Here is a 22726-nt window from a genome sequence, read left to right as displayed (position 1 = left end):
GAGAGGGTGTGCTGGCGTTTGTGCGGGTTCCGGATGGCTACCTGTCCGCGGCACCCGTAGCGCGGCGTTGCTCGATGGCGTGCTGGACGTCCTCGTCCACCAGGTCGGCGTTGATGGCGAAGGCGGCGGCCGACCCCATGCCCGCCGCGGTGACGACCTGGGCGCGTGGGTCGATGACGTTGCCGGCGGCCCAGACACCCGGCACGCCGGTACGGCCCGTGCGGTCGGCGACGATCCAGCCGGTGTCGTTCTTGGCGCAGCCCAGGCGGGTCAGCAACTCGTCTCGCGGCACCATACGCGGGAAGAGGAAGACGGCGGCGCGGGGGACGGCACGGCCGTCGGCAAGCTCGATGCCACGGACCCGATCGCCCTCTACGACGATGTGGCCGATCGCCCCCTCGACGATGCGCACACCGCGGCCCTCAAGGCGTTCCCGATCTTCCGCCGTCAGGCTCAGCGTGTGCTGGAGGAAGATCACGTCGTCGCTCCACTGGCGCAGCAGCAGGGCCTGGTGCACCGCCCCGGGATGCGTGCCGAGGACGGCGAGGGGCTGGTCGCGGACCTCGTAGCCATGGCAGTAGGGACAGTGCAGCACGTCCTTGCCCCACCGCTCGCGTATCCCGGGGAGGTCCGGCAACTCGTCGCGCAGGCCGGTCGTGACCAGGACGCGGCGGGCGTCGATCACCTCGCCGCCCTCGAGACGCACGGAGAAGCCGTGATCGATCTCTTCCACCCGGCGCCGGAGGAACCGCACGCCGTACCGGGCGATCTCGGCCCGTCCGAGTTCGAGCAGCGTCGCAGGGGGCAGGCCGTCGCGGGACAGGAAGCCGTGCATGTGCTGGGCCGGGGCGTTGCGCGGCTCGCCGGCATCGATCACGACCACCTTGCGCCGCGCCCGCCCCAAGAGCAGGGCGGCGTTCAGACCGGCCGCTCCGGCACCGACTACCACAACGTCGTGACCCTGGTCATCGGCCATGTGCCGCGCGCCGGCGTCATCCCTGTTCATCGCCTTCATCATGACGATCACCTCCGGGCCCGATGGTGCGCCTGCCGGGTGCCGGCTGACAACTTCTGTTGCCATTTCTGGAACAGTGGAGGTGAGCAGTCTTTCGAACATTGACGACGGGATGGGAACCATGGAGCAGCAATCCTCAATAGCCGAGACGCTGGCGCAGATCGGCCCCCGGCTCAGACGCATCCGTACCGGGCGTGATGTGAGCCTGTCGGCACTGGCCGAGGCCACCGGCATTTCCAAGAGCACGCTCTCGCGGCTGGAGTCGGGCCAGCGCCGCCCCAGCCTGGATCTCCTCCTGCCGATCGCGCAGGCGCACCAGGTGCCGCTCGACGAGCTGGTCGGCGCACCGGAGATCGGCGACCCGCGCATCCGCTGCAAACCCCTGGTCCGCAACGGGCGGACCGTGATTCCCTTGACCACCCAGCCGGGGCCCCTGCAGGCGTGGAAGTCGATCATCCCTGCCGAGCAGAACCAGCCGCAGCCGTGCACGCACGAAGGCTACGAGTGGATGTACGTCCTGTCCGGACGCGTGCGGCTCATCGTGGCCGACCACGATCTGACCTTGGGACCGGGAGAGGCAGCCGAATTCGACACCCGCCTGCCGCACTGGTTCGGCCCTGTCGGCGACTCTCCGGTGGAGGTCCTCAACCTGTTCGGCCGCCAGGGCGAACGCATACACGTGCGCGCCAAGCCCCGCCCTCGCGAGGACCCGGCCTCCTGACCGGAGACCGGCAGCCCGTCAGCCGGCCCGGTCGTGGCGCCGGGCGCGTGCTCGCGGCAGTCGAAGTGTACGTCCGGTACGCGGACAGGCGACCGGCTCCCATGCCTGCCGCTGACATGTGACTGCTCTGAACCCGCTAATCCTGCGGGCTCTCAGGCGAAACAGGCGCAAGGCGTGATCGTGTCAGGAGCCCTCAGGACAGGTTCGAGCGGCCGTGTTGCGTTTGCCGTGGTGCAGGGCTTTTGTGGTGATATGGTCGCGCGGAAATGATTCTCGTTTTCTGGAGTGGAGTCCTTGAGATCGTTGTCCGAGTCAGGGCCTCCGGCCCCTGACGTGCATGCCCCAGCGGCTGTCCCCGCGACCGAAGGCTTGCGATCGTCAAAGACGTTGCCCATGGTTTTGATCGTGTCTTTGCTGGTCGGTGTCCTTGCGGTGTCGGTGCTGCTGGCGATCGGTTCAGGCGCCGCGGCCGTGCCTCCGGGTGAGACGCTTCGCTTTCTGTGGGCGGCTGTCAGCGGCGGGCCGATCACAGCTGAGGAGGTGACCGCGTACCAGATCATCTGGCAGGTCCGTACCCCGCGCGTGCTCCTGGCGGTGCTGGTGGGGGCCGGGCTCAGCGTGGTCGGTGTGGCGATTCAGGCGATGGTGCGCAATGCGCTGGCCGATCCGTTCGTCTTGGGCGTGTCGTCGGGGGCATCGGCTGGGGCGGTGCTGGTCAGTGTCTCCGGCGCGCTCACCGTGATGGGGATCTATGCGGTCTCGGCCGGCGCCTTTCTCGGGGCGCTGCTGGTCTCCGCCCTGGTCTATCTGGCCTCGCGCGGTGCCGGAGGTCTGATGCCACTGCGGCTGGTGCTCACAGGGGTGGCGATGGCGTTCGGCTTCCAGGCGGTGATGAGCCTGATCGTGTACTTCGTCCCGGACGGAGAGTCGACCAGCACGGTGCTGTTCTGGTCGATGGGCGGCTTCGGCGCGGCGACGTGGGGAGCCCTGCCGGTTGTAGCGGCCGTCACGACCGTCACCGTCGTGGTGCTGCGCCGGCTCGGCCGGAGCTTGGACGTGCTCGCTCTGGGCGATGAGGCGTCGGTGAGCCTGGGTGTGGACACGGTCAGGCTACGCCGGGGCCTGTTCGTGCTGACGTCGCTCGCGACGGGCGCGATGGTGGCGGTCAGCGGCGCGATCGGATTCGTCGGGCTGGTAATGCCGCATCTGGTGCGTCTGTGGGTGGGAGCGGCGCATGTGCGCGTGCTCACGGTCGCCCCGCTGGTCGGCGCCATCTTCATGGTATGGGCCGATCTTGTGGCCAGGACCCTGGTGGCACCGCGGGAGCTCCCGCTGGGTGTGATCACCGCGCTGGTGGGCGTCCCGGTGTTCGTCACGCTGCTGCGACGCCGCAGCTACCTGTTCGGAGGCCGATGACGATGAGCCTGCTGCTGGATGACATCTCGCTCTCCATCGACGGCGCTACGATCGTCCAGGACTTGGCACTTGCTGTCGAGCCCCGTCAAGTCGTGGGTCTGATCGGTCCCAACGGCTCGGGCAAGACGACGGCCTTGCGATGCGTGTACCGGGCGTTGCGGCCCACGGGCGGCGCCGTCTGGATCGACGGCAAGGAGCTGACGCGGATTCCCCTGCGTGACAGCGCACGCGTGATCGCCGCGCTCACCCAGGACGGGCGGGCAGATCTCGACTTCACGGTCGAGGAGATCGTCGCCCTGGGCCGCGCTCCGCACTTGCGCGGCAATCAGGCGCTCAGCGCGCGTGAGCTGGAGCTGTGCCGCCAGGCCATGGCGCAGATGCAGGTCCTGCACCTGGCACACCGTGGCGTGCTGTCGCTGTCCGGCGGGGAACGCCAGCGGGTGCTGGTGGCCCGGGCTCTCGTCCAGGAGCCGCAGGTGCTGGTCCTGGACGAGCCGACCAACCATCTCGATCTCCACCACCAGATCCGGCTGCTGTCGATGCTCAAGGACTCCGGGTTGAGCGTGCTGGTCACCCTGCACGATCTCAACCTCGCCGCCTCCGCCTGCGACCGGCTGGCGGTGCTGTCCCAGGGGAGCCTTGTGGCCTCCGGACCGCCTCAGGAGGTCCTCACCGAAGCACTCCTGCGCGATGTCTTCGGCGTCGAGGCAAGCATCGTTCCGCATCCGCTCACCGCAGTCCCTCAGATCCTCTACGACCTGGGCTCGGCCACCCCTAGGGAAGGAACCCCTGCGTGATCACGCGTTCTCCGTCCTTCTCCCGCCCGCTGGTCGCCTCTGTCGTGGTGGGGATGCTGCTGCTCGCCGGTTGCGGCGCGCAGGTGGAGGAGGGCGCCGCCGCCGTGCGAAAGGTGACGGTCAAGAGGTGCGGGCAGGAGGTCGAATACATCACGCCACGCCGAGCCGTCGTCTACGAGGGCGGCAGCGCGGACAAGATGTTCGCCCTCGGGCTCACCCAGCACGTCCACGGCTACGTGATGCCGCCTGCCAATCCGCCGGTCCAGGAATCGCCCTGGGCGGCCGAGTACGCCAAGGTCAAGTTCCTCAGCGACGACCTGCTCAACCGCGAGCTGGTCGTCGAGGCCAAGGCCGACTTCGTGCTCGCCGGATGGCGCTCGGGCTTCAGCGACCAGCGCGGCATCACCCCGGCCATCCTTGACGGCCTCAAGATCCAGAGCTTCATGCACACCGAATCGTGCTTCAACTACCCCGGCTACCCAGAACGGGTCCCCCCTTTCGAAGGCCTCTACACCGACCTCGAACGGCTCGGGAAGATCTTCGGGGTCGAGGACAGAGCCCGTTCCCTGATCGCCGATTACCGCAAGCGCGTCGAGGCGGTGCAGGCCCGGGCGCCCAAGGGAGATCCGACCCCCGTCTTCCTCTACGACTCTGGCACCGACAAACCCTTCACCGCCGGCAGCCAGGTGCCGCCCAACGACATCGTCCGCTTGTCCGGCGGCAGGAACATCTTCGGCGACCTGGACGCCCGCTGGAGCGAGGTCACCTGGGAGGCCGTCGTCCAAGCCAAGCCGGAGGTCATCATCATCCTCGACTACGGCGACAAGCCCGCCCGGGAAAAGATCAAGTTCCTGAAGGAATTCCCCACCACCAGCAAGCTGCCCGCCGTCGTCAACAACCGCTTCCACATCCTCGACTACAACGAGGGCATCAGCAGTCCACGCAACATCGACGGCCTGGAAGGCTTCGCCGCCTATCTGCGCGAGCTCAGGAAATGACCGGCTGAAGCCACGAGAGCAACCTCTCATGACCCCGTCCTCCCGGGCGCGAGCCGTGCACCAGGTGCTTGATCGCGGCCTGCCGGGGGCGCTCGTTCCCGCCCTCCGGGAGCGCCTGCTCGAACTGGGGGTGTTCGGCGGCGTCCGGCCCATCCCCGCTGGACCTGCTGGCCGCCCCTGTGGTGGGAGACGGCCGGCCTGTCGCGCGCGGAGGCCGAGCACGCGCTGACCGAGCTGGGCGAGCGCGGCCTGCTCGCCCGCGCCCCTGATCGGGACGCGGTCCTGATCCCCGACGCCGTACGCGCCCACCTCCGGGCGGCCATGGTGCCGGACCTCGCCCGCCGCGCGAACCGCGCCATGGTGGAGATCGGCCCGCCGGGCGACGCCTTCTCCGACGAGGCCGTGACGTACTACTTCGAGCACTTCGCCGACCACCTCAAGGCGGTCGGCCGCAGGCTCGGAGAGCTGGTGTGCCAGGCGTCGTGGCTGGCCGCGAAGCTCCTGGAGAATGGCCCGGCCCTGGTCCAGCGGGAGCTGGAGAGAGCCGGCACGGAGGAGGCGGAGCAACTGCACCGCACCCTGTCGCAGAGCCTGCACCTGCTGGGCGAGCCGCCCTGCTCCGACCTTTCCGTGCTGGCCACGCTCGCCGGCCGGCTGCACCACCTGCCGAGGCTGGGGGAGGAGCTGCGCGACTTCCTCAACGCCTTGGGGGTGCCGTGGCTGGAGTGCATGTGGACGCCGCCCGACCTGCCGCATCCGTCGTTGCGGCGTACGTGGACGGCGCACGAGGACGAGGCGTCCAGCGTCGCGATCAGCCCGGACGGCACATGGCTGGCCACCGCGGGCATGGACGGCCCGGTGCGGCTCTGGAACCGCGACGGCACCCCGCGGGCGACGTTGGAGGCGCACGTCGGTTCGGTCGACGCGACCCCAGTGCGCACACGAAACCGCCTCGGGACACTCCCATGAAACGATCGGGGGGTGAGCGACGGCGACTTCCAGCGCGTGGAAGCCTCCGACTGCCCGATGTCCTCCTGTGCCGCCCCGGCTGGCTCGCCGTGCCGCACCGGCCGGGGCAAGGTGGCCGCCCAGTACCACACCGCGCGCTTCCGGCTGGTGCCCTCCCTGGCCAGGGCGCTCAACGTGCCGACGCCCGCGCTGCGCAAACCAGGCTCGGCCTGGATCGAGCTGCCCCGCCTCGCCGCATCCGGCACCACCTCCGGGCACGCCAAGATCGGCTACGCCCGGGCCTCGACACTCCGCCAATCGCTGGATACCCAGCTCGACTCCCTCAAGGCGGCCGGGGTCAGCCTCCACGCCGACTGACCAGCCATCACACGGCGTGACCGCCTCACAATAATCGGATTGGAACCGCTTCTTCATGGCCGCGGTCAGGAGCCCGCGCCTACGACGCCTCGACAGTGCTGGTGGTCGCGGTATCGCGTGTTCGGCGCTGTGCGCTCAGTACAGAGTCGAGCAGGCCGGGGAACAGTGCGTCGAGGTCCTCTCGGCGCAGCCGTACCAGCCGGGATCGGCCCTGCACCTTCGTCCACGTCACGCCGGCCTCGCGCAACACCCGGTAGTGGTGCGACAGCGTCGTCTGATGCACGTCGATTTCGGCGCCGATCGCGTTGCAGAAGTCCTCGCCCATCCGGTCGAGCCGCAGGACGAGGTCCAGCCGCACCGGATCGGCCAGAGCGCGCAGCACCTCCACCAGCCGGATGGCCTCGGTCGCCGGCTGTGACACCTCACGCATCGCCGCCCCCTGTGTTCCGCACACCCGCCACGCTACCAACCTATGGATATATGGACAAGCATCCATATATTGCCTAGGGTTCCCCTCTGTACTTCTCAGGTTCCTCTGGAAAGGCGGCACCACCCGGTGTTGAAACGACTTCTTCCGCTGGCCCTGGCGACCTTCGCTGTCGGCACCGACAGCTACGTCATCGCGGGCTTGCTCCCGGCCATCGCCACCGACCTGCAGGTCTCCACGCCCGCCGCCGGGCAGCTGGTGACGGTGTTCGCCCTGGTGATGGCCCTTTCGGCGCCCGTCATGGGCGCGCTCACCAGTGGACTGGACAGGCGGACCGCGCTGCTGATCGCGTTGAGTATCTTCGTGGTCGGCAACGCTGTCACCGCCCTGGGCACCAGCTACGAGGTGGTGATGATCGCCCGCATCGTCACCGCGGTCGGGGCCGGGATGATCAACTCCGCCGCCTCCAGCACTGCGGGGGCCATCGCACCCCCGGAACGCCGAGGCAGGGCCCTGGCCTTCGTGATGGGCGGCCTCACGTTGGCGACGGCGTTGGGCCTTCCTCTCGGCACGCTGATCGGCCGGACCGACTGGCACATCACCCTGTGGGCCGTCGCCGGGATCGGCCTCGCCGCGGCCCTCGGAATCGCCGCCGGCCTGCCCAAGGTGACGCTCCCCGCCGCCTCACTGGGCGACCGGCTGCGCCCGCTCGAGCAGGGCCGGGTCCTCGCGCTACTGGCCGTCACCACGCTGGTCTTCCTCGGCGCCTACACCCTCTACACCTACATCGGCCCGGCCCTGCAGGATGCGACCGGCGGCTCCGAATCGCTGCTCGCCGTCATACTGCTGGCCTGGGGAATCGGCGTCCTGGCCGGAAACATGATCGCTGGACGGCTGGTCGACCGGCACGACCCCGCGCACGTGTTGACCGGGCCCCTCACCATCGCCGCCGTCGCCCTTGCCCTCACTTCGGTGGCGACCGCCACGCTCGTGTCCACCCTGGCATGGGCCGCGATCTGGGGCGCGACTCTGGGTGTCATCGTCGTGCCCCAACAGCACCGGCTCATCGCCCTCAGCCCGGCCGCGGCACCGATTCTGCTCGGCCTCAACTCCTCGGCCATCTACGTCGGGATTGCCCTCGGCGGCGGACTGGGCGGACTGGCCCAAGAATGGTTTGCCATCGTGCCGGCCGCGCTGGGGCTGCCGGCCGCCGGTGTCACGACCCTGGCGCTGCTCTACCACCTGACAACCGCACGCCACCGTGCGCCCGCAGCACCCCAGCCGACTCCCTCCCCCGCAGAGAAGGCCGAGGCGTAACGCCGTGGGTTCGCGCCCCAACCCTGAACACGCCGCCCGCAACGGCAGGCACGGCGGCCGCCCACCCGTCATCACCGACGACATGCTGCACACCGTGCTCCGCCGCCGCGCCGCCGGTGAGTCCGTGGAGTCGATCCAGCCCAATCTGATCATCCCCACCGGCAAGCGCAAGGGCCACAACCCCAGCCTGGCCAGCATCTACCGCGCCCTCGCCGAACACGACAAACGCCAGGCATACTCCGAGGCCGTCGAGGCCGCCCGCGCCGAGTTCGGTGCCCTGGGCACGTCCCCGTGATCAGCCGCGTTCACGGCGCCCGCCGGTCAGTCCGCCCGGTTCGACCATGACGAATAGCGATCCCAAAATCACGTCATCATGCGATCCAAGTCACAGACGTGGGTGATGTAGGGCGAGATGGTGGCCAGGTCATCGAGGTCGACGGGGTGGCCGTCGGCGGCGATGGCGTTGGCCGCGTCCGTGATGTCCTGGGCGGTCGAGTAAATGACGCAGTCGGCCAGCAGCTCGTTGAACTTGATGATCTCCTCTTGGTAGTCGGGGTCGTTGTGGCCGATGAGCTTGCCGGCGGACATCAGCCAGCCGGCGAAGTTGTGGAAGGACTCGTTGCGGTTGGTGACCTGGGTGATCTGCTCGCGAAGGTCTGGATCCGACGAATACCGCAAGAGCGTGATCGTCCTGACCGCGCGGCCGAGCTCGCGAAAGGCTCGGAAGAGCCGGTTCTTGCGAGAGTGGTTGCCCAGGCGGCGCAGCAGAGTCACTGAGGACAGCCGGTTCTCCCGGATCGAGATCGCGGTACGGAGCAGGTCCGTCCAGTGGGTCTCGATGAGAGTCGTTCTTCAGCCGCAGGACCACACCGGCGCCTACTCCTTCAGCCGGGCCGACCTCGGCCTCACCGGCATCCGCCGGCATCATGATCCCGACCAGGGCGACTGGGGCGAGGACACGCTGGAGAGCGGGCAAGGCCGAGCGCGCGGCGGGGATCGGCTGTTCTGGCCTGTCTCATCCGGAGCTGACGGCAGCGCCGAACCACTGGGGCAGCCGGCTGAGCAGATCCCGCTGGTCGTCACCGATCCACGCCACATGGCCGTCCGGCCGCAGCAGCGCCGCGGGGACGTCCAGCTCCTCGCTGCCGTCGACGACATGGTCGACCCGATCCGCCCAGCCCTCCACCGAAAGCCGGCCGGTCTGGTCGAGCAGCAGTCCGCGGCCGCCGTGCATCAGCTCGTAGAGGCGCCCTCGCTTCAGCCTGACGTCCCGCAGCCGCCGGCCGAGCAGGTCATGCCCCTCACCGAAGTCGTAGCGGACCCCGATCGCAGTGATCTTCTCGATCAGGTACCGCTTCACGTCCTCGAAGTCCATCAGTTCCGACACCAGCCGGCGCACCGCCTGCGGCCCCGGATCGAGGGACATCAGCTCGGCCTGCGCGCGGGTGTTGTTCAGCACGTCGGCGGCCACCGGGTGCCGTTCGGTGTGGTAGCTGTCCAGCAGCCCCTCCGGTGCCCAGCCGCCGACCGCGGCGGCCAGTTTCCAGCCGAGGTTGAACGCGTCCTGGATGCCGAGGTTGAGCCCCTGCCCGCCCATCGGCGGGTGGATGTGCGCCGCGTCGCCGGCCAGGAGCACCCGGCCGACCCGGTAGCGCTCGGCCAGCCGGGTGGCGTCGCCGAAGCGGGAGAGCCAGCGCGGTGAGTGCACGCCGAAGTCGGTGCCGGCGATCACCCGAATCTGCTGCTTCAGCTCGTCCAGGGTCGGCGGGACCGTGCGGTCCTCGGCCACCCCCTCGGCGGGCACGACAACGCGGTACGCCCCGTCCCCGAGGGGCCCGGCGCCGAACCCTTTATGGGTCTTGCGGAGTTCGGCCACCACGGCCGCCAACTCCTCCGGCAGCACGGCCACCTCCACCTCGCCCAGCAGCCACTCGACCCGGGCGGACTCACCGGGGAAGCCGACGCCGACCAGCTTGCGCACCGTGCTGCGGCCGCCGTCGCAGCCGACGAGGTAGCGCGAGCGCAACTGCGTGCCGTCGGCCAGCTCGGCGCTCACCCCGTCCTCGTCCTGGCTCAGCCCGACCAGTTCACAGCCGCGCCGGATCTCGGCGCCGAGCTCGGCGGCATGCTCGGTCAGCAGCCGCTCGGTGGTGGTCTGCGGGATGGCGAGGACGTACGGATGCGCGGTGTCCAGCCGGTCCGGCGCCGGCTTGCTGATGCCGGCGAAGAAACCACCGACCGGGTACTGCTGGCCGAGCGCGAGGAACCGGTCCAGCAGACCCCGCTGGTCCATCACCTCGATGCTGCGCGCGTGCAGGCCGAGCCCGCGGACGATCCTGCTCGGCTCCGCGTCCTTCTCCAGCACGAGCGCGTGCACGCCGTGCAGCCGCAACTCGCCGGCCAGCATCATGCCGGTCGGTCCGCCGCCGGCAATGATCACGTCAATCATGGAACCCCATTCAACGAGTGACTTTGGGCCACCTGCTCCGCTCAGTCCGGCGGCTCACACACCCCCACCTCCGTGCGGAGTCCCCGCTACCGCACCGCCAGCCACAGCGGCGGTTCGACGTCTCCCGAGACCCATGGATCCGACAGCGCACGTACGTCGCGATCCCTGAATTCCCCAGGTTCTGGCCTCGGCCGACGATTCTGCAGCACGACCCGGGTCTTGCCGCAAGCCCCCCGGTCCGCTATACGTTGAGAGTGGCAAGGAGTGAGCAATCTCCTTGCCTTTGCCTTTTGGGCCCCGGCGTTGATGGTCCGCTTGGGGACGACGAACCGCAGCCCGTCCACCGAGGCCCTTCGCCCCCGAGGCGCCGACTCGGTCGCCCCATGATCGGCCCGGCGGGTCGAACCGGTGTGCTGAATCGAACGATGCTCAACATCCCCACAGCAGTGTCCATCGACTCCGGCAGCGCAGCCTCCCCGACGGCCAATCCACTCCTCCCTATGCCAAGATGGCGACAATGGTTTTCATTCTGACATTGGGAAGGGGAAGCCCGTGTCCGTTCCTGTCGTCCTGGTCGCCGGCCTGCATGGGACCGCCCGCGCGGCCGTCGTCGACCGGCTGCTGGCCGACCACCCCGGAGCGGTGGTGATCCGCCACGAGCCGCGGGCCGGCCTCGATGAGCTGGTGGCCGGGCTGCGGCGCCTGGCTCCGGCGGCGGCGCTGCTGGTGGTGGAGGTGGGGGACGCCGGCGAGCCGCGGGTGGTCGCCGAGGCGGTCATCGGGGGCGGGCTGCGGCTGACCGGCGTGCTCGCCGCGCTGGACGCCCGGCACATGCCCATCGACATCATCCGGGGCGACCGCCTCGACCCGGTGCAAGCCGGGCAAGGGCTCGGGCCTCACGTGGCCGAGGTGCTGGCACGGCAGATCGAGTACGCCACCTGCCTCGCGCTGGCGGGCGGCGATGCCGAGGACGTGGAGCTGGCGGCGGCGGTGCTCGCCCACCTGGCCCCCTGCACCCCTGTCCATCACCTGCGTGACGGCCTTCCCCGCCTGACCGGGCCGGCGCTGTGCCCGCGGGAGCTGGCCGCCCGGGTCGATCCCGGCACCGCCTTGCTGCCCTGCGACGCCCAGACCGGCGCGGTCACCACGGTCGTGTGGCGGCGGCTGCGCCCCCTGCACCCGGCGCGCCTGTACGCCGCCGCCGGGGAGCTGGCCGCCTGCACGGTACGCGGCCGGGGCCGTTTCTGGCTGGCCAGCCGGCACGAGCGGATGCTGGCGTGGGACGCCGTCGCGGGCCAGGTGACGGTACGTGACGCCGGCCTGTGGATGGCGGTGTTGCCCGAGGCCGCCTGGGACGCGCTCGACCCGGCCCGCCGCGCGGGCGCAGCCCTCGACTGGAATCCGATCATCGGCGACCGCGTCCAGCACCTCGTCTTCACCGGCCCTGACCTGGATCGCGACCGCATTCACGCCCTGCTGGACGCCTGCCTGCTCACACCGCCGGAGGCGCTGGCGGGTTCGGCGGCCTGGCGCGCCTACGACGACCCGTTCGCCCGCGCGTACGGCACGGAGGCCGTCGTGTCGCGCTGACCGGGGGAGATCCCTCGGCAGGCGGCCGGGTGCCGCGGCCTCGCTGGCACCGGCTCCGGAGTGATGGAGCCGGCCGGCCGGCCCAGCTCAGTCCTGCGGCTTGCGCCAGACGATGCTTTGACGCGCGCCCCGGCGTGAACGCCGGGGATTCAGCCTGTGCTGCGTGGTGTCACGCGGCACTTCTGTGGCTTCCTGTTTCATCGACCGTGCCTTCGCGCTCGCCCCGAGGAGCGGGCGCAGGGGTCTTACCGGTCTCCGCAGGCGTTTTCCGTCTCCGCTTCCCGCCCATCTCAGGCACGGGTTTCCGTCCAGCGGCGACGATCCGGCGCCCTTCGGCCCGGATGTTGATCTCGGCGTTGACATCCCGGTCGTGGGTGACCCCACACGGGCAGGTCCACCGGCGTACGGCCAGCGGCATCTGTTCGGCCAGCGCCCCGCAGGCCGAACAGAGCTTGGAGGAGGGGAAGAACCTGCCGATCTTCACGAACGTCCGGCCGTACAGCTTCGCCTTGTACTCCACCATGCCGATGAACGACGCCCAGCCCGAATCGTGCACACTCTTGGCCAGCCCGGTGCGTGCCAGTCCCTTGACCGCCAGATCCTCCACATAGATCGCTGGGTTTTCGCGGATCAGCTTCGTGGACAACTGGTGGTGGAACTCGCGGCGCGCGTCGGCGACCTTGGCATGCCGGCCGGCGACCCTCACCCGGGCCTTGGCCCGATTCTTGCTGCCTCTCTCCTTACGTGACAGGGCTTTGTGTGCCCGCTTGAGATTCTTCTCCGCTCGGCGCAGGAACCGCGGGCTGTCGATCTTCCGTCCGCCCGACAGCACCGCGAAATGCGTCAGGCCGAGGTCGATCCCGGTCTCGGCCTCCGTCGCAGGCAAGGGGGCTTCCGCGGCTTCGACCACGAACGAGGCGAAATACCTCCCGGCGGCATCCTTGACCACGGTGACGGAAGAGGGCTCGGACGGCAAGCGCCGTGACCAGCGCACCGCCACATCGCCGATCTTCGGCAGCCGCAACTTGCCGACCGCGGTGATGGCGAAACGGGCGTTGCGCGTGAAGCGGATCGCCTGCCGGTTGTCCTTGCGGGACCGCAAACGCGGCGGCCCCAGCTTGGGCCCCTTGCGGGTCCCGGCCAGGGAGGCGAAGAAGTTCCGGAACGCCACGCACGCGTCGGCCGGCGCCTGCTGGAGCACCACCGCCGACACCTCGCCCAGCCAGCAGCGTTCCGGTGTCTGCTTCGCCTGGGTGATCACCAGACAGGACAGTTCCGCGTCGGTGATGAACGGCAAGCCCTGCTGGCGGGCGTGGTTACGCAGTGCGACCGCGTCGTTGAACACCACCCGGGCGCACCCGAACGCCCGCGCGAGCGCGATGCGCTGGCCGGGGGTCGGGTCAATGCGGAAGGCGTACCGCAACTGCACACGATCATCCTACGGTTCGGGTCATGGCCGAGTACGGCGATATCAGGACCGGCAGACATGGCGTTTTCGTGCTGCACACACATGTGGTTTTCGTGACGAAGTTCCGGCATCGGCCTTTCACCGGCGAACACCTGACCCGGCTGCAAGAGATCACGAGATCCGTGTGCGCCGACTTCGAAAACCGAGCTGCGCCAGTTCAACGGCGAAGACAACCACGTCCACCCGCTGGTCAACTTCCCACCCACGGTGGCCCTGTCCAAGCTGGCCGAAGCCGCGATGAAGGGCCACCGCGTCCGCTACACCGCGGCCACCAAGGAGGTCATCGATGTGGCTATCGTTCTTTGCCGTGACCGAATCGACCTACCTGCATGCCACCCGAGTGGCCTACGACACCGTCGCTGCCGACTACGCCGAGCTCCTCCGCGACGAACTGGACACCAAACCGTTCGATCGGGCCATGCTGGCGGCGTTCGCCGAACTCGTGCAGACCCCCGATGCCGGGGAAGTCGCCGACCTCGGCTGCGGCCCGGGCCGCATCACCGCCCACCTGCAGTCTCTCGGGGTGAACGCCTTCGGCATCGACCTGTCTCCGCAGATGGTCGCCGTCGCGCGCCGAAGCCATCCGGATCTGCGCTTCGAAGTGGGATCGATGACCGCTTTGGACCTGGCGGACGAGGCTGTCGGTGGCGTCGTCGCCTGGTACTCGACCGTCCACACACCGCCGGAGCTGTTGCCGACCGTGTTCGCCGAAATTCATCGGGTGCTGGCCCCCGGCGGCCATCTGCTGATTGCGTTCAAGGTCGGCAATGAGCGTCGCCACCTGGACAAAGGCTACGGCCACGAGCTGTCGCTCGATGTCTACTGGATGCCCCCCGAGCACATCGCCGAACTGGTGAGCACAGCCGGGCTGGTCCTGGACGCTCAGCTGATCCGCGAGCCCGATGAGAGCGAAAGGCCCCGCTCAGGCCGACAAGCCTTCTTCCTCGCCCACAAGCCCCGCGCGTCCTAGCCCGGAAGGTCTCACTTCGGGGAGCGTTTCCGTCGATCACATCGATTCATCCAGACGCCGGTGGGCCGGGCGCCCGTCGGCGAACGCTGGTGAGGCGGATGAGGTCTCTGCGGGGTTGTGCGGGCCTCGGTCCGCTGAGCGCCGCTGCCGCCGGCTCCTGCTGAGCGGGACCGGTCACGCTGTTTCGGCGCTGAGGGTCTGTGCCACGGGTCGGCGCGCCGCCAGGCGTGCGGGCAGGGCGGTGAGTGCCGCCGTCGCCGCGAGAGTCGCGAGTGCGGTGCCGAGCAGCCAGGAGGAGGGGGGTTCCGCCGCATTCCTGGCGGCGAAGAGCGAGAGCAGGCCGATGCCCAGAGGGAGGCCGATGATGGCGCCGGGCAGGCTGGGCAGGAGCTGGGCGGTGGACAGTCCCGCGGCGATCTGTCCGGGGGTGGCGCCGAGCGTACGGGCGATGGCCATGTTCGCCCGGGCCTCTATGGCAGTGGTCCAGGTGAACGTGATGGTGTTCACGACGGCGAGTGCGATCAGCAGGATGGTGACGGCGAGCATCAGCTGGCGGTCGTGCTCGCCCCGCAGGTTGGGCAGGGCGGAGGAGCCATCCAGGCCGTAGCCCCTCTCCGGCTGGGCGTAGAGGGTCAGCAGGGCGACGATCGCGATCACCGTGGTGGCGGTGGAGCACGCCTGCAGCACGGCGCGGCCCGGCCGGCGGGCGGTCAGCCGCAGCCCGAGCAGCAGCGGCGTGGGCAGCAGCGCGGACAGCGCGGTGAGCAAGGGTCGGTGACGGGGCTGGTGCGCGGTGGCGGACAGCGCCGTGACGGTCGCCGTACGCATGGCCCGCAGCGTGGGACGCAGCGTGGACAGCACCGCCACCGCCACGGCGAGGACGGTCGCCGCGGCAACGGTGGCGCCGGTCAGCTCGGCGGCGTCGCCGATCCGGCTGGCGGTGGGGCTGGCGATGGCGGGCACGGTCAGGCGGGCGATCATCATCCCCAGCGCGTCGCCGACGAGCGCCAGCGCCAGGTACTCGGTGAGCAGGACGGCGGCGATCAGACCCGGGGTGGCGCCGACGGCCTTGAGCAGCCCGGCCCGGCGCGTCTGCTCGACGGCGCGTCCCGCGGCCAGCGCCGCCACTCCGGTGATGGCCAGGAAGCTGAGCAGCCAGCTGCCGACGACCAGGATCGGCTGGCTGTTCCTGAGGATGACCATGTCCTGTTCGGCTTTGAACTGCCAGGAGTGGAAGGTGATCCTGATGGTGGGGTCGCTGTGAGCGTCGAGAAAGGCCTCGGTCGCGGCGGGATCGCGCAGCTTGAGGTCCAGGGCCAAGGTCACCGGGAGATCGTGGGACGACGCCAGTGTCCGGGCATCTGATCGGGTCATCCACGCCAGGCCGCTGTAGTCGCTGGGGCCGCCGCCCGGGCCGATCTGCGCCGCCCAGGGGTAGATGGAGGTGGCCGCGGTGACGGCGATCCCGACGACGGGGTACGGCCGGCCGGCGATGGTGACGTGGTCGCCGACGCCGACGCCCAGCGCGGTGGCGAAGCCGCGTTCGAGGACCGTGCCGCCGGAGCGTACCCACTGACCCGAGGTCACCAGCGGCCGGTTGACCGCGCCGGGCGTCTCGGCGAAGCCGTGCACGACCACTGGGGACGACGTGGAATCGCGCGTGGTGAGGCCGGCGTAGACGATGCGATAGGGGCCATGGTGGGCGACTACTTCGGGAGCGTCCGCCAGCGAGGCCAGGGCCGAGGTCACGGCGGGGCCCGTGTCGCCGGAGAGTGCCACCACGTCCGGCCCGGCGGTGGCCGCGCGGGTCTGCTCGTACAGCGCGTCGCTCACGTCGCGCAGGGACAGTCCCAGCGCCATCGTGGCGGTGGCCACGGTCACCGCGAGCAGGAGCATCGCGGCCTGGTTCTTGTGCCGCCGCACGTCAGCCAGCACCAGGCGCACGACGAGCACGATGGAGCCCATGACGTTCAGCCCTCCAGCCCGATCAGCCCGCCGAGCCCGCGCGTGTGGGAGCCGGCCAGCCGGGTGTCGTCGACGAACATCCCGTCGCGCATCGAGATCAGCCGGTCGGCGGTGGCCGCGACCCTTTCGTCGTGCGTGACGATCACGAGGGTCTGCCCCGCGGAACGCAGGTCCTCGAAGATTCTGAGCACGTCGAGTGTTGCCGCGGTGTCGAGGTTGCCGGTCGGCTCGTCGGCCAGGACGACCAGCGGGTCGTTGGCCAGCGCGCGGGCGATGGCGACCCGCTGACGCTGTCCACCGGACAGTTGCGACGGCAGATGCCGGGCACGGTCGGCGAGCCCGACCCGTTCCAGCAGCAGGCTCGCGCGCCGCCTGGCCTCGCGCCGCGAGCGCCCGGCCAGCAGCACGGGCAGCTCCACGTTCTCGGCCGCCGACAGCTCCTCCACCAGATGGAAGGCCTGGAAGACAAACCCCACCGACCGGCGCCGCAGCCGCGCCAAGGCCCGCTCGCTCAGGGTGTCGATGCGCCGACCGGCCAGCCACACCTGCCCACCGGTGGGCCGCTCCAGGCCACCCAGCAGGTGCAGCAGGGTAGATTTCCCGCAGCCGCTGGGCCCCATCACCGCCAGGATCTGCCCCTGCGGCACCTCGAGGTCGACGGCGTCAACCGCGCGGACCCGGCTCTGTCCCTGGCCATGATCCTTCACCAGGACTCGGGCCTGCACCACGCCACTCAACACGTTCATCCACCCTCAGCTCTGTCATCGCCCTTGGACCAGACTCGCACGCACGCCGCCAGCCAGCGCAGGTCCGCCTGCAGTCGCAGGACGACCCCTTCCAGCAGCAGGCCGGCGGCCGACCCCGCCGGCTCGGCCAGCGCCGCCTGCTGCACGTCACGCAAGCGGCGCAGCAACTCACGGCGCTGCGCCGCCACCAGCTCCACCGGGTCGGCCAGCCGGGCCGCGGCGGCCGCGGCGAGCTTGAGATGGAACTCCGCCAGGTCCGGTTTCGGCCAGCCCACCTCGGCCAGCCAGGCGGCCACCCGCTGCTGCCCGGCCGGCGTCAGCGCGTAGACCTTGCGCTCCGGCCGCTCGGGAAGGCCGACCGCCCGCTCGCAGACCACGAGCCCCGCTCTTTCCAGCCGGGCCAAGGTCACATAGATCTGACCGTGGTTCATCGACTCGCCCAGCGGGCCAAGACTCTGCCGCAGCCGGGCGCGAAGGTCGTACCCATGCGACGGCTCTTTGGCGAGCATCGCCAGCACTGCGTCCTGCACTCCACCCCCTAACGGTTAGCCAATAGATAGCGGTTAACCATGCGAGGTGTCAAAATGCGGCCTGCCAGTAGGAACGGAACGGCGAACCGGGTTTGGTGTCACATCTGTTGATGCTGTGCGGGATGATGATCGATCGAGCATTTATGAGAACCAGCCCCTTGTCAGGTGCCGGGCGGCTGCTCGCTCCTTGAGCCTCCCGAGCTTGCTGGCCCTACTTGATCGGCCGGTCGCATCACTTCGTCACGACAAAAGGGATTCTGGACTTCCAACCCGGGGACCTGCCGCCGGTGCAGGTCATCCTGCGACCGTGAGCACGATCTTTCCGGTGGTACGGCCGGTCTCGCCGAGCTCGTGAGCCTTGGCCGCCTGCTCGAACGGCAGGACGGTGTCGACCTCGACGCGCAGCCGCCCCGTCTCAATGAGCTCGGCGATCCTTGCCATCGCGGCGTTGTCGGGTTCGACGAGGAGGGAGCCCGCCCAGATGCCGCGCTCCCCGGCCTGCCGAAGGAGGTCCTCGTCGGGCTCCGATGCGAGTTGGACAAGGGTGCCACCGTCGCGCAGCGTCCGCAGGGAACGCATCCCATAGTCGCCACCGATGCTGTCGATGACCAGGTCGACGTCGCGGACCGTCTCGGCGAAGTCCCTCTCGGTGTAGTCGATCACGTCGTCGGCGCCCAGCTCACGCACGAAGGCGTGCTTGGGCGTACGAGCGGTACCGATCACGTACGCGCCGAGATGCTTGGCGAGCTGGACGGCCAGATGGCCGACCCCGCCGGCCGCGGCATGGATCAACACGCGCTGGCCCGGCTGCACGTTCGCGGTGTCGTACAGGACCTGCCACGCGGTGAGCGCCGCCAATGGCAGCGCCGCGGCGTGCACGTGGTCGAGGCCGGCCGGCTTACGAGTGAAGTGCCGCGACGGGGCGGTCACGTACTCCGCGTAGCCGCCCGCTTTGTGCGGGAAGCGCGGCATACCGAAGACCTCGTCACCCGGCCGGAAGCGGGTGACCCCAAGGCCCACCGCCTCGACCACCCCGGACACGTCCCAGCCGAGGATGGCGGGCGGATCGTTCAGCAGCCTGCCGTGCGTCCGTGACTTCCAGTCCGTGGGATTGACGCCGGCCGCGCGCACCCGGACCAGGACCTCCGTCGGCATCGGCTCAGGACGGTCCACCTCGGCCAGGGTCAACACCTCGGGGCCGCCCGCAGACTCCTGGATGATCGCGCGCATCCGTGCCGCCGTCGTTGTGTCTTCGCTCATGAGAGAACGCTCCGTCGATGCCGGGATGAGTGCGCCGCCGATTGCAGCGCCGGTGACCAGCCTCCGCGATGAACAGGCGTGGAAGAAGTGGCATGATTGCCATTGTGCGCAAGGATCACGCCATGCATCGCGTCGTCGTACTCGCCCTCGACGGCGTGATCCCGTTCGAGCTGAGCATCCCGTCCCGGGTCTTCGGCATCGCCGAGGGCCCGGACGGCGAACCGCTGTACGAAGTCATCACCTGCACCGTCGACGGTCGCCCCGTACGGACCACGGCGGACTTCAGCGTCGCCGTCGAGCATGGAGCCGAAGCCCTCGCCACGGCGGACACCCTGATCATCCCCGCCGCCTACGGTGCCGGGATGATCCACGAACTGGGAAGGCTGACGGACCCGCTCCGCGCCGCGCTCGCGACCGTGCGGCCCGGCACCCGCATGGTGTCGATCTGCGTCGGATCGTACGTGCTGGCGGCCATGGGTCTGCTCGACGGCCGTCCGGCGACTACGCACTGGGGCCATGCCGAACACTTCCAGCGGCTCTTCCCCCGTGTACGGGTGGATCCAGACGTGCTGTTCGTCGACGATGGCGATGTGCTGACCTCGGCGGGTGCGGCGGCCGGGGTGGACTTGTGCCTGCACCTCGTCCGCCGCGACCACGGCAGCGAGGTGACGAACAAGGTGGCTCGTGGCTGTGTCGTTCCGCCATGGCGCGAGGGTGGCCAGGCCCAGTACATCGAACGGCCCGTCCCGGCGCCGTCGACGGCCAGTACCGCGCCCACCCGCGCCTGGGCCCTGGAACGCCTGCACGAGTCGCTGCCGCTGCCGGAGTTGGCCGCGCATGCGCGGATGAGCGTACGCACGTTCATCCGCCGCTTCCGCGAGGAGGTCGGCATGCCGCCGGGACAGTGGCTGATCCGGCAGCGCGTGGACAGGGCCCGTCATTTGCTGGAAGCCAGCGACCTGCCCGTGGACCTCATCGCCCACCAGACCGGTTTCGGCACGACATCCTCGCTCCGCCACCACCTGCACGCGGCGATCGGCGTCTCGCCGATGGCCTATCGGCGCACCTTCCACACGCACGAATCGCCACCCGAGCACGCAGCTGAGCTGCCGCAAGTTCGCCCCGGCCGCCCGTAAGTGCACCGTGGCCCTGCTGGTCGCGGACGTCGGTGAATAGAGGTAAGGGGTCGGTCGGCGGGCGGCGGCCGCCAGCGGACCAGCGAGCGGAACCGCACTGCCGGCGCACTCTTCGGCGACTGGGCGGCGCGTGCCCCGCAGGAACGGCACCATGCGGATGATGCACTCGCTGACGGGAGAGCTGACGCCGGACGGCAGGCCGGCCTGCCGGAAGTTCTATCCGAGGCTCGCCGGCAGCAGGGCGCGGATCGCGGAGCGGACGGCCTCGAGGTCCACCGCCTCGGGAGCGACCCGCCACTGAGCATGAACGCCGATCACGGTCCCCACCAGCAGGACCGTGAACGCCTCCGGGGTCGTGCCCGAGGGCAGCGCGTGTGCCGGTATCCGCGCCTGCACCGCCTGCCGGAGCGCCGCGTGAAGCCGCGCGTAGTGCTCGCGGATCGGCGAGTCGACCTCCACGGCCTCGGCGAGCAGGGTGATGAACAAGCGCGTGACAGGCAGGCGAATGAAGCCCATGACCTCGTCGAGCGGATCACCGCCGCGCTGCCGGTCGGCCGGGGCGAAACCGGTCAGCACGGCCCGGAGCTGGTCGTCGACCACTGCTTCCAGCAGGCCGAGTTTGTTGCCGAAGTGCCAGGGGATGGAGCCGCGGCTGATGCCGGCCTTGTCGGCGATGTCGATGAAGCTCGTCTGCCGGTATCCCTTCTCGGCGAAGAGCCCGGCGGCGGCCGCCACCAGCAGCCGGCGGCTCTCTTGAGTCCTCTCGATACGTCGCGTGGCCATGCGGTCCATCTAACCAGGTATGCCGGACGACAGAGCAAATGTTGGCTGATATAGCCTGTGTTGACCAACATAGAAAGGGAGGTTCTCCATGCGTTGGATGACCTACGCGACGGACACCGGAGACCGCGTCGGAGTGATCGGGAAGAGACCGCGGGCCGACCGCAACCATGCGGGGGTGGAGTGCGGAGAAGGGACGTCGCGATGAACTCCAGAAAGCGGCTGCTCCGCTGGGCAAGCGGGATCATGCTCGTGCTGGGGACAGGGCACCTGTCCTTGCTGGCGCTCGTCGCCCGCGAGCACATCACCGGCTGGGCGGATCGGGGGATGTGGGCAGCCGTCCCGCTCGCCCTCACGGACGGGGACGCCGCTCAGACCGTGGAGTCCCTTCAGAACAAGGTCACCTTCTGGGCCGGTCCGGGAAGCTTCGCCGTCCCCCTCATTCTCCTGGGCTGCCTGACATGGCACCTTGCCGGACACGGGGTGGCCCTGCCCGCCGGAATCGGCTGGGGCCTCGCGACGTGGTGTGCGTTAGGCGGTGTCCTTCTTGTGCCGTCCCCGTTCTTCGCCGGGATCATCTCCGGGGCACTCATCATCGTGGCAGCGCGGAAGGACGATCGGCCGCAAGCATCCCGCGGCCGGGAGAGGGACCTGGCGTGATGCGCACCCCCGCTGGCGGATGCGTGTCGGGTACGTCGCCGGGCTCAGCGGCTCACCGTGGTCTCCCGCTCCATATGTGACAGCTTCTCGGGGTTGCGCACGGCGTAGAGCCCGGTGATGACGCCGTCGTCGATGCGTACCGCCAGGACGGTGTCGACCTCGCCGTTGAGCTGGATGATCAGCGCCGGGTAGCCATTGACCTGCGCCGACCGCAGCGACGCCGTGCCGGCGATCTTGCCGAGCACGTCGGCCACCCTGCCGGCCCCCACGACGGGCGCCAGCGCGGCCAGCTTGATGCCGCCACCGTCGGTCAGGAGGACGACATCGGGCGCGAGGATGTCGAGCAGGCGTTGCAGATCGCCCGTTTCGACCGCCCGCTGGAACGCCTCGAACGCGCCGCGGGCCTCGGCCGGAGAAACGGCCCCGCGCGGTCGGCGCGCCGCGACATGTGCCCGTGACCGGTGGGCGATCTGACGCACCGCGGCCGGGCTCTTGTCGACGGCTTCCGCGATCTCGTCGTAGCCCAGATCGAACACCTCGCGCAGCACGAACACCGCCCGCTCGGTCGGCGTGAGCGTCTCCAACACCAGCAGCATCGCCATCGAGACGCTCTCGGCCAACTCGACATCCTCGGCCACGTCCGGAGCGGTCAGCAGCGGCTCGGGCAACCAGGGGCCGACGTAGGACTCCTTGCGCCGGCCGAGCGTGCGCAGCCGGACGAGCGCCTGGCGGGTGGTGATCCGGACCAGGTACGCGCGCTGATCCCGCACGGTGCCGAGGTCGACGCCCACCCACCGCAACCAGGACTCCTGCAGGACGTCCTCGGCGTCGGCGGCCGAGCCCAGCATCTCGTAGGCGACGGTGAACAGCAGGTTGCGGTGGGCGAGGAACGCCTCGGTGGCGGAGTCCGGGCGGTGGTCCTGGCTCATGTCGTCGCCACGATCTTCGGGCGCGGGCTGCGGCGTGCCGGCCATGGCTGGCTCCTGTTCACTTCTCGAGGCTGTCACACCCACCAGACACCGGGTCCCGCCGTTTTGTGACAGCGAGACGGTAGCCGATCCTTGTCGTCCGCTGCCGGATGACGTGACGCCGAGGCAATGTCGTGAGCTGCCCGGGGTGCCAGGTTCCACCGGTGGAGCCATCTGCTTGTGACGC

24 protein-coding genes are annotated in these 22726 nt (G+C 69.7%); 13 read left to right on the top strand and 11 right to left on the bottom strand.

The features are described from left to right. Window positions 1-37 precede the first annotated feature (37 nt). Window positions 38-1006: an NAD(P)/FAD-dependent oxidoreductase gene (locus EDD27_RS18575; RefSeq protein ID WP_241564110.1), complete on the bottom strand. Its 969-nt coding sequence runs from the start codon at window positions 1004-1006 to the stop codon at window positions 38-40. Between the two features lie 130 nt (window positions 1007-1136). Between EDD27_RS18575 and EDD27_RS18570 the strand changes: the two genes are divergently transcribed. The 6 genes from EDD27_RS18570 to EDD27_RS18545 all read left to right on the top strand — a co-directional run bounded on the left by EDD27_RS18570 (window position 1137) and on the right by EDD27_RS18545 (window position 6273). Beyond that, on the top strand, window positions 1137-1736 hold the full coding sequence (locus tag EDD27_RS18570; RefSeq protein WP_206642160.1) for a helix-turn-helix domain-containing protein: 600 nt from the start codon (window positions 1137-1139) through the stop codon (window positions 1734-1736). A gap of 393 nt (window positions 1737-2129) precedes the next feature. Next, on the top strand, window positions 2130-3152 hold the full coding sequence (locus EDD27_RS18565) for a FecCD family ABC transporter permease (RefSeq protein ID WP_127933540.1): 1023 nt from the start codon (window positions 2130-2132) through the stop codon (window positions 3150-3152). 2 nt (window positions 3153-3154) lie between these two features. Beyond that, a complete protein-coding gene (locus tag EDD27_RS18560) occupies window positions 3155-3949 on the top strand; it encodes an ABC transporter ATP-binding protein (RefSeq protein WP_127940780.1) in 795 nt (264 codons plus the stop codon). Window positions 3950-4002: 53 nt separating this feature from the next. Continuing rightward, window positions 4003-4947, top strand: coding sequence for an ABC transporter substrate-binding protein (locus tag EDD27_RS18555; protein WP_127940779.1), 945 nt, complete (start codon window positions 4003-4005; stop codon window positions 4945-4947). A gap of 321 nt (window positions 4948-5268) precedes the next feature. Continuing rightward, complete coding sequence (locus EDD27_RS18550) at window positions 5269-5916, top strand: hypothetical protein (RefSeq protein WP_127933539.1); 648 nt, start codon at window positions 5269-5271, stop codon at window positions 5914-5916. A gap of 12 nt (window positions 5917-5928) precedes the next feature. Further along, window positions 5929-6273, top strand: a complete 345-nt coding sequence (locus EDD27_RS18545) for a zinc finger domain-containing protein (protein WP_206641498.1) — start codon at window positions 5929-5931, stop codon at window positions 6271-6273. Window positions 6274-6352: 79 nt separating this feature from the next. Here EDD27_RS18545 and EDD27_RS18540 read toward each other — a convergent pair whose 3' ends face one another. Then, window positions 6353-6703 carry an ArsR/SmtB family transcription factor gene (locus tag EDD27_RS18540; protein ID WP_127933538.1) on the bottom strand — a complete coding sequence of 117 codons (351 nt, stop codon included), beginning with the start codon at window positions 6701-6703 and terminating at the stop codon, window positions 6353-6355. 129 nt (window positions 6704-6832) lie between these two features. Here EDD27_RS18540 and EDD27_RS18535 point away from each other — a divergent pair, with 129 nt between their 5' ends. Continuing rightward, window positions 6833-8017 carry an MFS transporter gene (locus EDD27_RS18535; protein WP_206641497.1) on the top strand — a complete coding sequence of 395 codons (1185 nt, stop codon included), beginning with the start codon at window positions 6833-6835 and terminating at the stop codon, window positions 8015-8017. A 4-nt stretch (window positions 8018-8021) separates the two neighbouring features. Beyond that, the gene (locus EDD27_RS18530; RefSeq protein ID WP_206641496.1) at window positions 8022-8312 is read left to right on the top strand and encodes a hypothetical protein; all 291 of its coding nucleotides are present in this window, start codon (window positions 8022-8024) and stop codon (window positions 8310-8312) included. 68 nt (window positions 8313-8380) lie between these two features. On the opposite strand, the gene EDD27_RS18525 is transcribed toward EDD27_RS18530, so the two are convergent. Both EDD27_RS18525 and rox read right to left on the bottom strand, forming a co-directional pair. After that, a complete protein-coding gene (locus tag EDD27_RS18525) occupies window positions 8381-8857 on the bottom strand; it encodes a Tn3 family transposase (RefSeq protein ID WP_206642159.1) in 477 nt (158 codons plus the stop codon). A 175-nt stretch (window positions 8858-9032) separates the two neighbouring features. Next, on the bottom strand, window positions 9033-10466 hold the full coding sequence (rox, locus tag EDD27_RS18520) for a rifampin monooxygenase (protein WP_127933536.1): 1434 nt from the start codon (window positions 10464-10466) through the stop codon (window positions 9033-9035). Window positions 10467-11018: 552 nt separating this feature from the next. Between rox and EDD27_RS18515 the strand changes: the two genes are divergently transcribed. After that, window positions 11019-12056, top strand: coding sequence for a GTP-binding protein (locus EDD27_RS18515; protein ID WP_127933535.1), 1038 nt, complete (start codon window positions 11019-11021; stop codon window positions 12054-12056). A 169-nt stretch (window positions 12057-12225) separates the two neighbouring features. Here the strand turns inward: EDD27_RS18515 and EDD27_RS18510 are convergent, their stop codons facing one another. Beyond that, the gene (locus EDD27_RS18510; RefSeq protein WP_241564109.1) at window positions 12226-13485 is read right to left on the bottom strand and encodes an RNA-guided endonuclease InsQ/TnpB family protein; all 1260 of its coding nucleotides are present in this window, start codon (window positions 13483-13485) and stop codon (window positions 12226-12228) included. A 23-nt stretch (window positions 13486-13508) separates the two neighbouring features. Between EDD27_RS18510 and EDD27_RS58720 the strand changes: the two genes are divergently transcribed. Next, the gene (locus EDD27_RS58720) at window positions 13509-13835 is read left to right on the top strand and encodes a transposase (RefSeq protein ID WP_421915438.1); all 327 of its coding nucleotides are present in this window, start codon (window positions 13509-13511) and stop codon (window positions 13833-13835) included. Beyond that, complete coding sequence (locus tag EDD27_RS18500; protein ID WP_127933534.1) at window positions 13811-14494, top strand: class I SAM-dependent methyltransferase; 684 nt, start codon at window positions 13811-13813, stop codon at window positions 14492-14494. Before EDD27_RS58720 ends, EDD27_RS18500 begins: the two co-directional genes overlap by 25 nt. Before the next feature lie 174 nt (window positions 14495-14668). Here the strand turns inward: EDD27_RS18500 and EDD27_RS18495 are convergent, their stop codons facing one another. The 4 genes from EDD27_RS18495 to EDD27_RS18480 form a co-directional block, all read right to left on the bottom strand. Continuing rightward, complete coding sequence (locus EDD27_RS18495; protein WP_127933533.1) at window positions 14669-16459, bottom strand: ABC transporter permease; 1791 nt, start codon at window positions 16457-16459, stop codon at window positions 14669-14671. A gap of 5 nt (window positions 16460-16464) precedes the next feature. Next, entirely contained in the window at window positions 16465-17205 is a 741-nt protein-coding gene (locus EDD27_RS18490) for an ABC transporter ATP-binding protein (protein WP_127933532.1), read from the bottom strand. Then, the gene (locus EDD27_RS18485; RefSeq protein WP_127933531.1) at window positions 17202-17735 is read right to left on the bottom strand and encodes a PadR family transcriptional regulator; all 534 of its coding nucleotides are present in this window, start codon (window positions 17733-17735) and stop codon (window positions 17202-17204) included. The genes EDD27_RS18490 and EDD27_RS18485 overlap by 4 nt, the downstream gene beginning before the upstream one ends. Window positions 17736-18029: 294 nt before the next feature. Beyond that, window positions 18030-18995, bottom strand: coding sequence for an NADP-dependent oxidoreductase (locus EDD27_RS18480; protein WP_127933530.1), 966 nt, complete (start codon window positions 18993-18995; stop codon window positions 18030-18032). Window positions 18996-19117: 122 nt separating this feature from the next. Between EDD27_RS18480 and EDD27_RS18475 the strand changes: the two genes are divergently transcribed. Then, a complete protein-coding gene (locus tag EDD27_RS18475) occupies window positions 19118-20131 on the top strand; it encodes a GlxA family transcriptional regulator (protein ID WP_127933529.1) in 1014 nt (337 codons plus the stop codon). 216 nt (window positions 20132-20347) lie between these two features. On the opposite strand, the gene EDD27_RS18470 is transcribed toward EDD27_RS18475, so the two are convergent. Next, complete coding sequence (locus EDD27_RS18470) at window positions 20348-20914, bottom strand: TetR/AcrR family transcriptional regulator (RefSeq protein WP_127933528.1); 567 nt, start codon at window positions 20912-20914, stop codon at window positions 20348-20350. Window positions 20915-21115: 201 nt separating this feature from the next. Between EDD27_RS18470 and EDD27_RS18465 the strand changes: the two genes are divergently transcribed. Continuing rightward, window positions 21116-21571 carry a DUF6463 family protein gene (locus EDD27_RS18465; protein ID WP_127933527.1) on the top strand — a complete coding sequence of 152 codons (456 nt, stop codon included), beginning with the start codon at window positions 21116-21118 and terminating at the stop codon, window positions 21569-21571. Window positions 21572-21615: 44 nt separating this feature from the next. Here EDD27_RS18465 and EDD27_RS18460 read toward each other — a convergent pair whose 3' ends face one another. Further along, a complete protein-coding gene (locus tag EDD27_RS18460) occupies window positions 21616-22545 on the bottom strand; it encodes an RNA polymerase sigma-70 factor (protein WP_127933526.1) in 930 nt (309 codons plus the stop codon). Window positions 22546-22726: the final 181 nt, after the last annotated feature.

Source organism: Nonomuraea polychroma, assembly GCF_004011505.1.
Lineage (GTDB): Bacteria > Actinomycetota > Actinomycetes > Streptosporangiales > Streptosporangiaceae > Nonomuraea > Nonomuraea polychroma.
The sequence above is the reverse complement of the archived record's forward strand: the minus strand, read 5'-3'. Positions and strand labels throughout refer to the sequence as shown.

What these genes read in the sequence shown, in the direction of transcription:
- EDD27_RS18490 (WP_127933532.1), bottom strand. Translation starts at nt 17,205, where the DNA reads ATGAACGTGTTGAGTGGCGTGGTGCAGGCCCGAGTCCTGGTGAAGGAT.
- rox (WP_127933536.1), bottom strand. Translation starts at nt 10,466, where the DNA reads ATGATTGACGTGATCATTGCCGGCGGCGGACCGACCGGCATGATGCTG.
- EDD27_RS58720 (WP_421915438.1), top strand. Translation starts at nt 13,509, where the DNA reads ATGGCCGAGTACGGCGATATCAGGACCGGCAGACATGGCGTTTTCGTG.
- EDD27_RS18500 (WP_127933534.1), top strand. Translation starts at nt 13,811, where the DNA reads ATGTGGCTATCGTTCTTTGCCGTGACCGAATCGACCTACCTGCATGCC.
- EDD27_RS18555 (WP_127940779.1), top strand. Translation starts at nt 4,003, where the DNA reads ATGCTGCTGCTCGCCGGTTGCGGCGCGCAGGTGGAGGAGGGCGCCGCC.
- EDD27_RS18575 (WP_241564110.1), bottom strand. Translation starts at nt 1,006, where the DNA reads ATGAACAGGGATGACGCCGGCGCGCGGCACATGGCCGATGACCAGGGT.
- EDD27_RS18460 (WP_127933526.1), bottom strand. Translation starts at nt 22,545, where the DNA reads ATGGCCGGCACGCCGCAGCCCGCGCCCGAAGATCGTGGCGACGACATG.
- EDD27_RS18470 (WP_127933528.1), bottom strand. Translation starts at nt 20,914, where the DNA reads ATGGCCACGCGACGTATCGAGAGGACTCAAGAGAGCCGCCGGCTGCTG.
- EDD27_RS18550 (WP_127933539.1), top strand. Translation starts at nt 5,269, where the DNA reads ATGGTGCCGGACCTCGCCCGCCGCGCGAACCGCGCCATGGTGGAGATC.
- EDD27_RS18560 (WP_127940780.1), top strand. Translation starts at nt 3,155, where the DNA reads ATGAGCCTGCTGCTGGATGACATCTCGCTCTCCATCGACGGCGCTACG.
- EDD27_RS18540 (WP_127933538.1), bottom strand. Translation starts at nt 6,703, where the DNA reads ATGCGTGAGGTGTCACAGCCGGCGACCGAGGCCATCCGGCTGGTGGAG.
- EDD27_RS18475 (WP_127933529.1), top strand. Translation starts at nt 19,118, where the DNA reads ATGCATCGCGTCGTCGTACTCGCCCTCGACGGCGTGATCCCGTTCGAG.
- EDD27_RS18565 (WP_127933540.1), top strand. Translation starts at nt 2,130, where the DNA reads ATGGTTTTGATCGTGTCTTTGCTGGTCGGTGTCCTTGCGGTGTCGGTG.
- EDD27_RS18570 (WP_206642160.1), top strand. Translation starts at nt 1,137, where the DNA reads ATGGAGCAGCAATCCTCAATAGCCGAGACGCTGGCGCAGATCGGCCCC.
- EDD27_RS18495 (WP_127933533.1), bottom strand. Translation starts at nt 16,459, where the DNA reads ATGGGCTCCATCGTGCTCGTCGTGCGCCTGGTGCTGGCTGACGTGCGG.
- EDD27_RS18465 (WP_127933527.1), top strand. Translation starts at nt 21,116, where the DNA reads ATGAACTCCAGAAAGCGGCTGCTCCGCTGGGCAAGCGGGATCATGCTC.
- EDD27_RS18480 (WP_127933530.1), bottom strand. Translation starts at nt 18,995, where the DNA reads ATGAGCGAAGACACAACGACGGCGGCACGGATGCGCGCGATCATCCAG.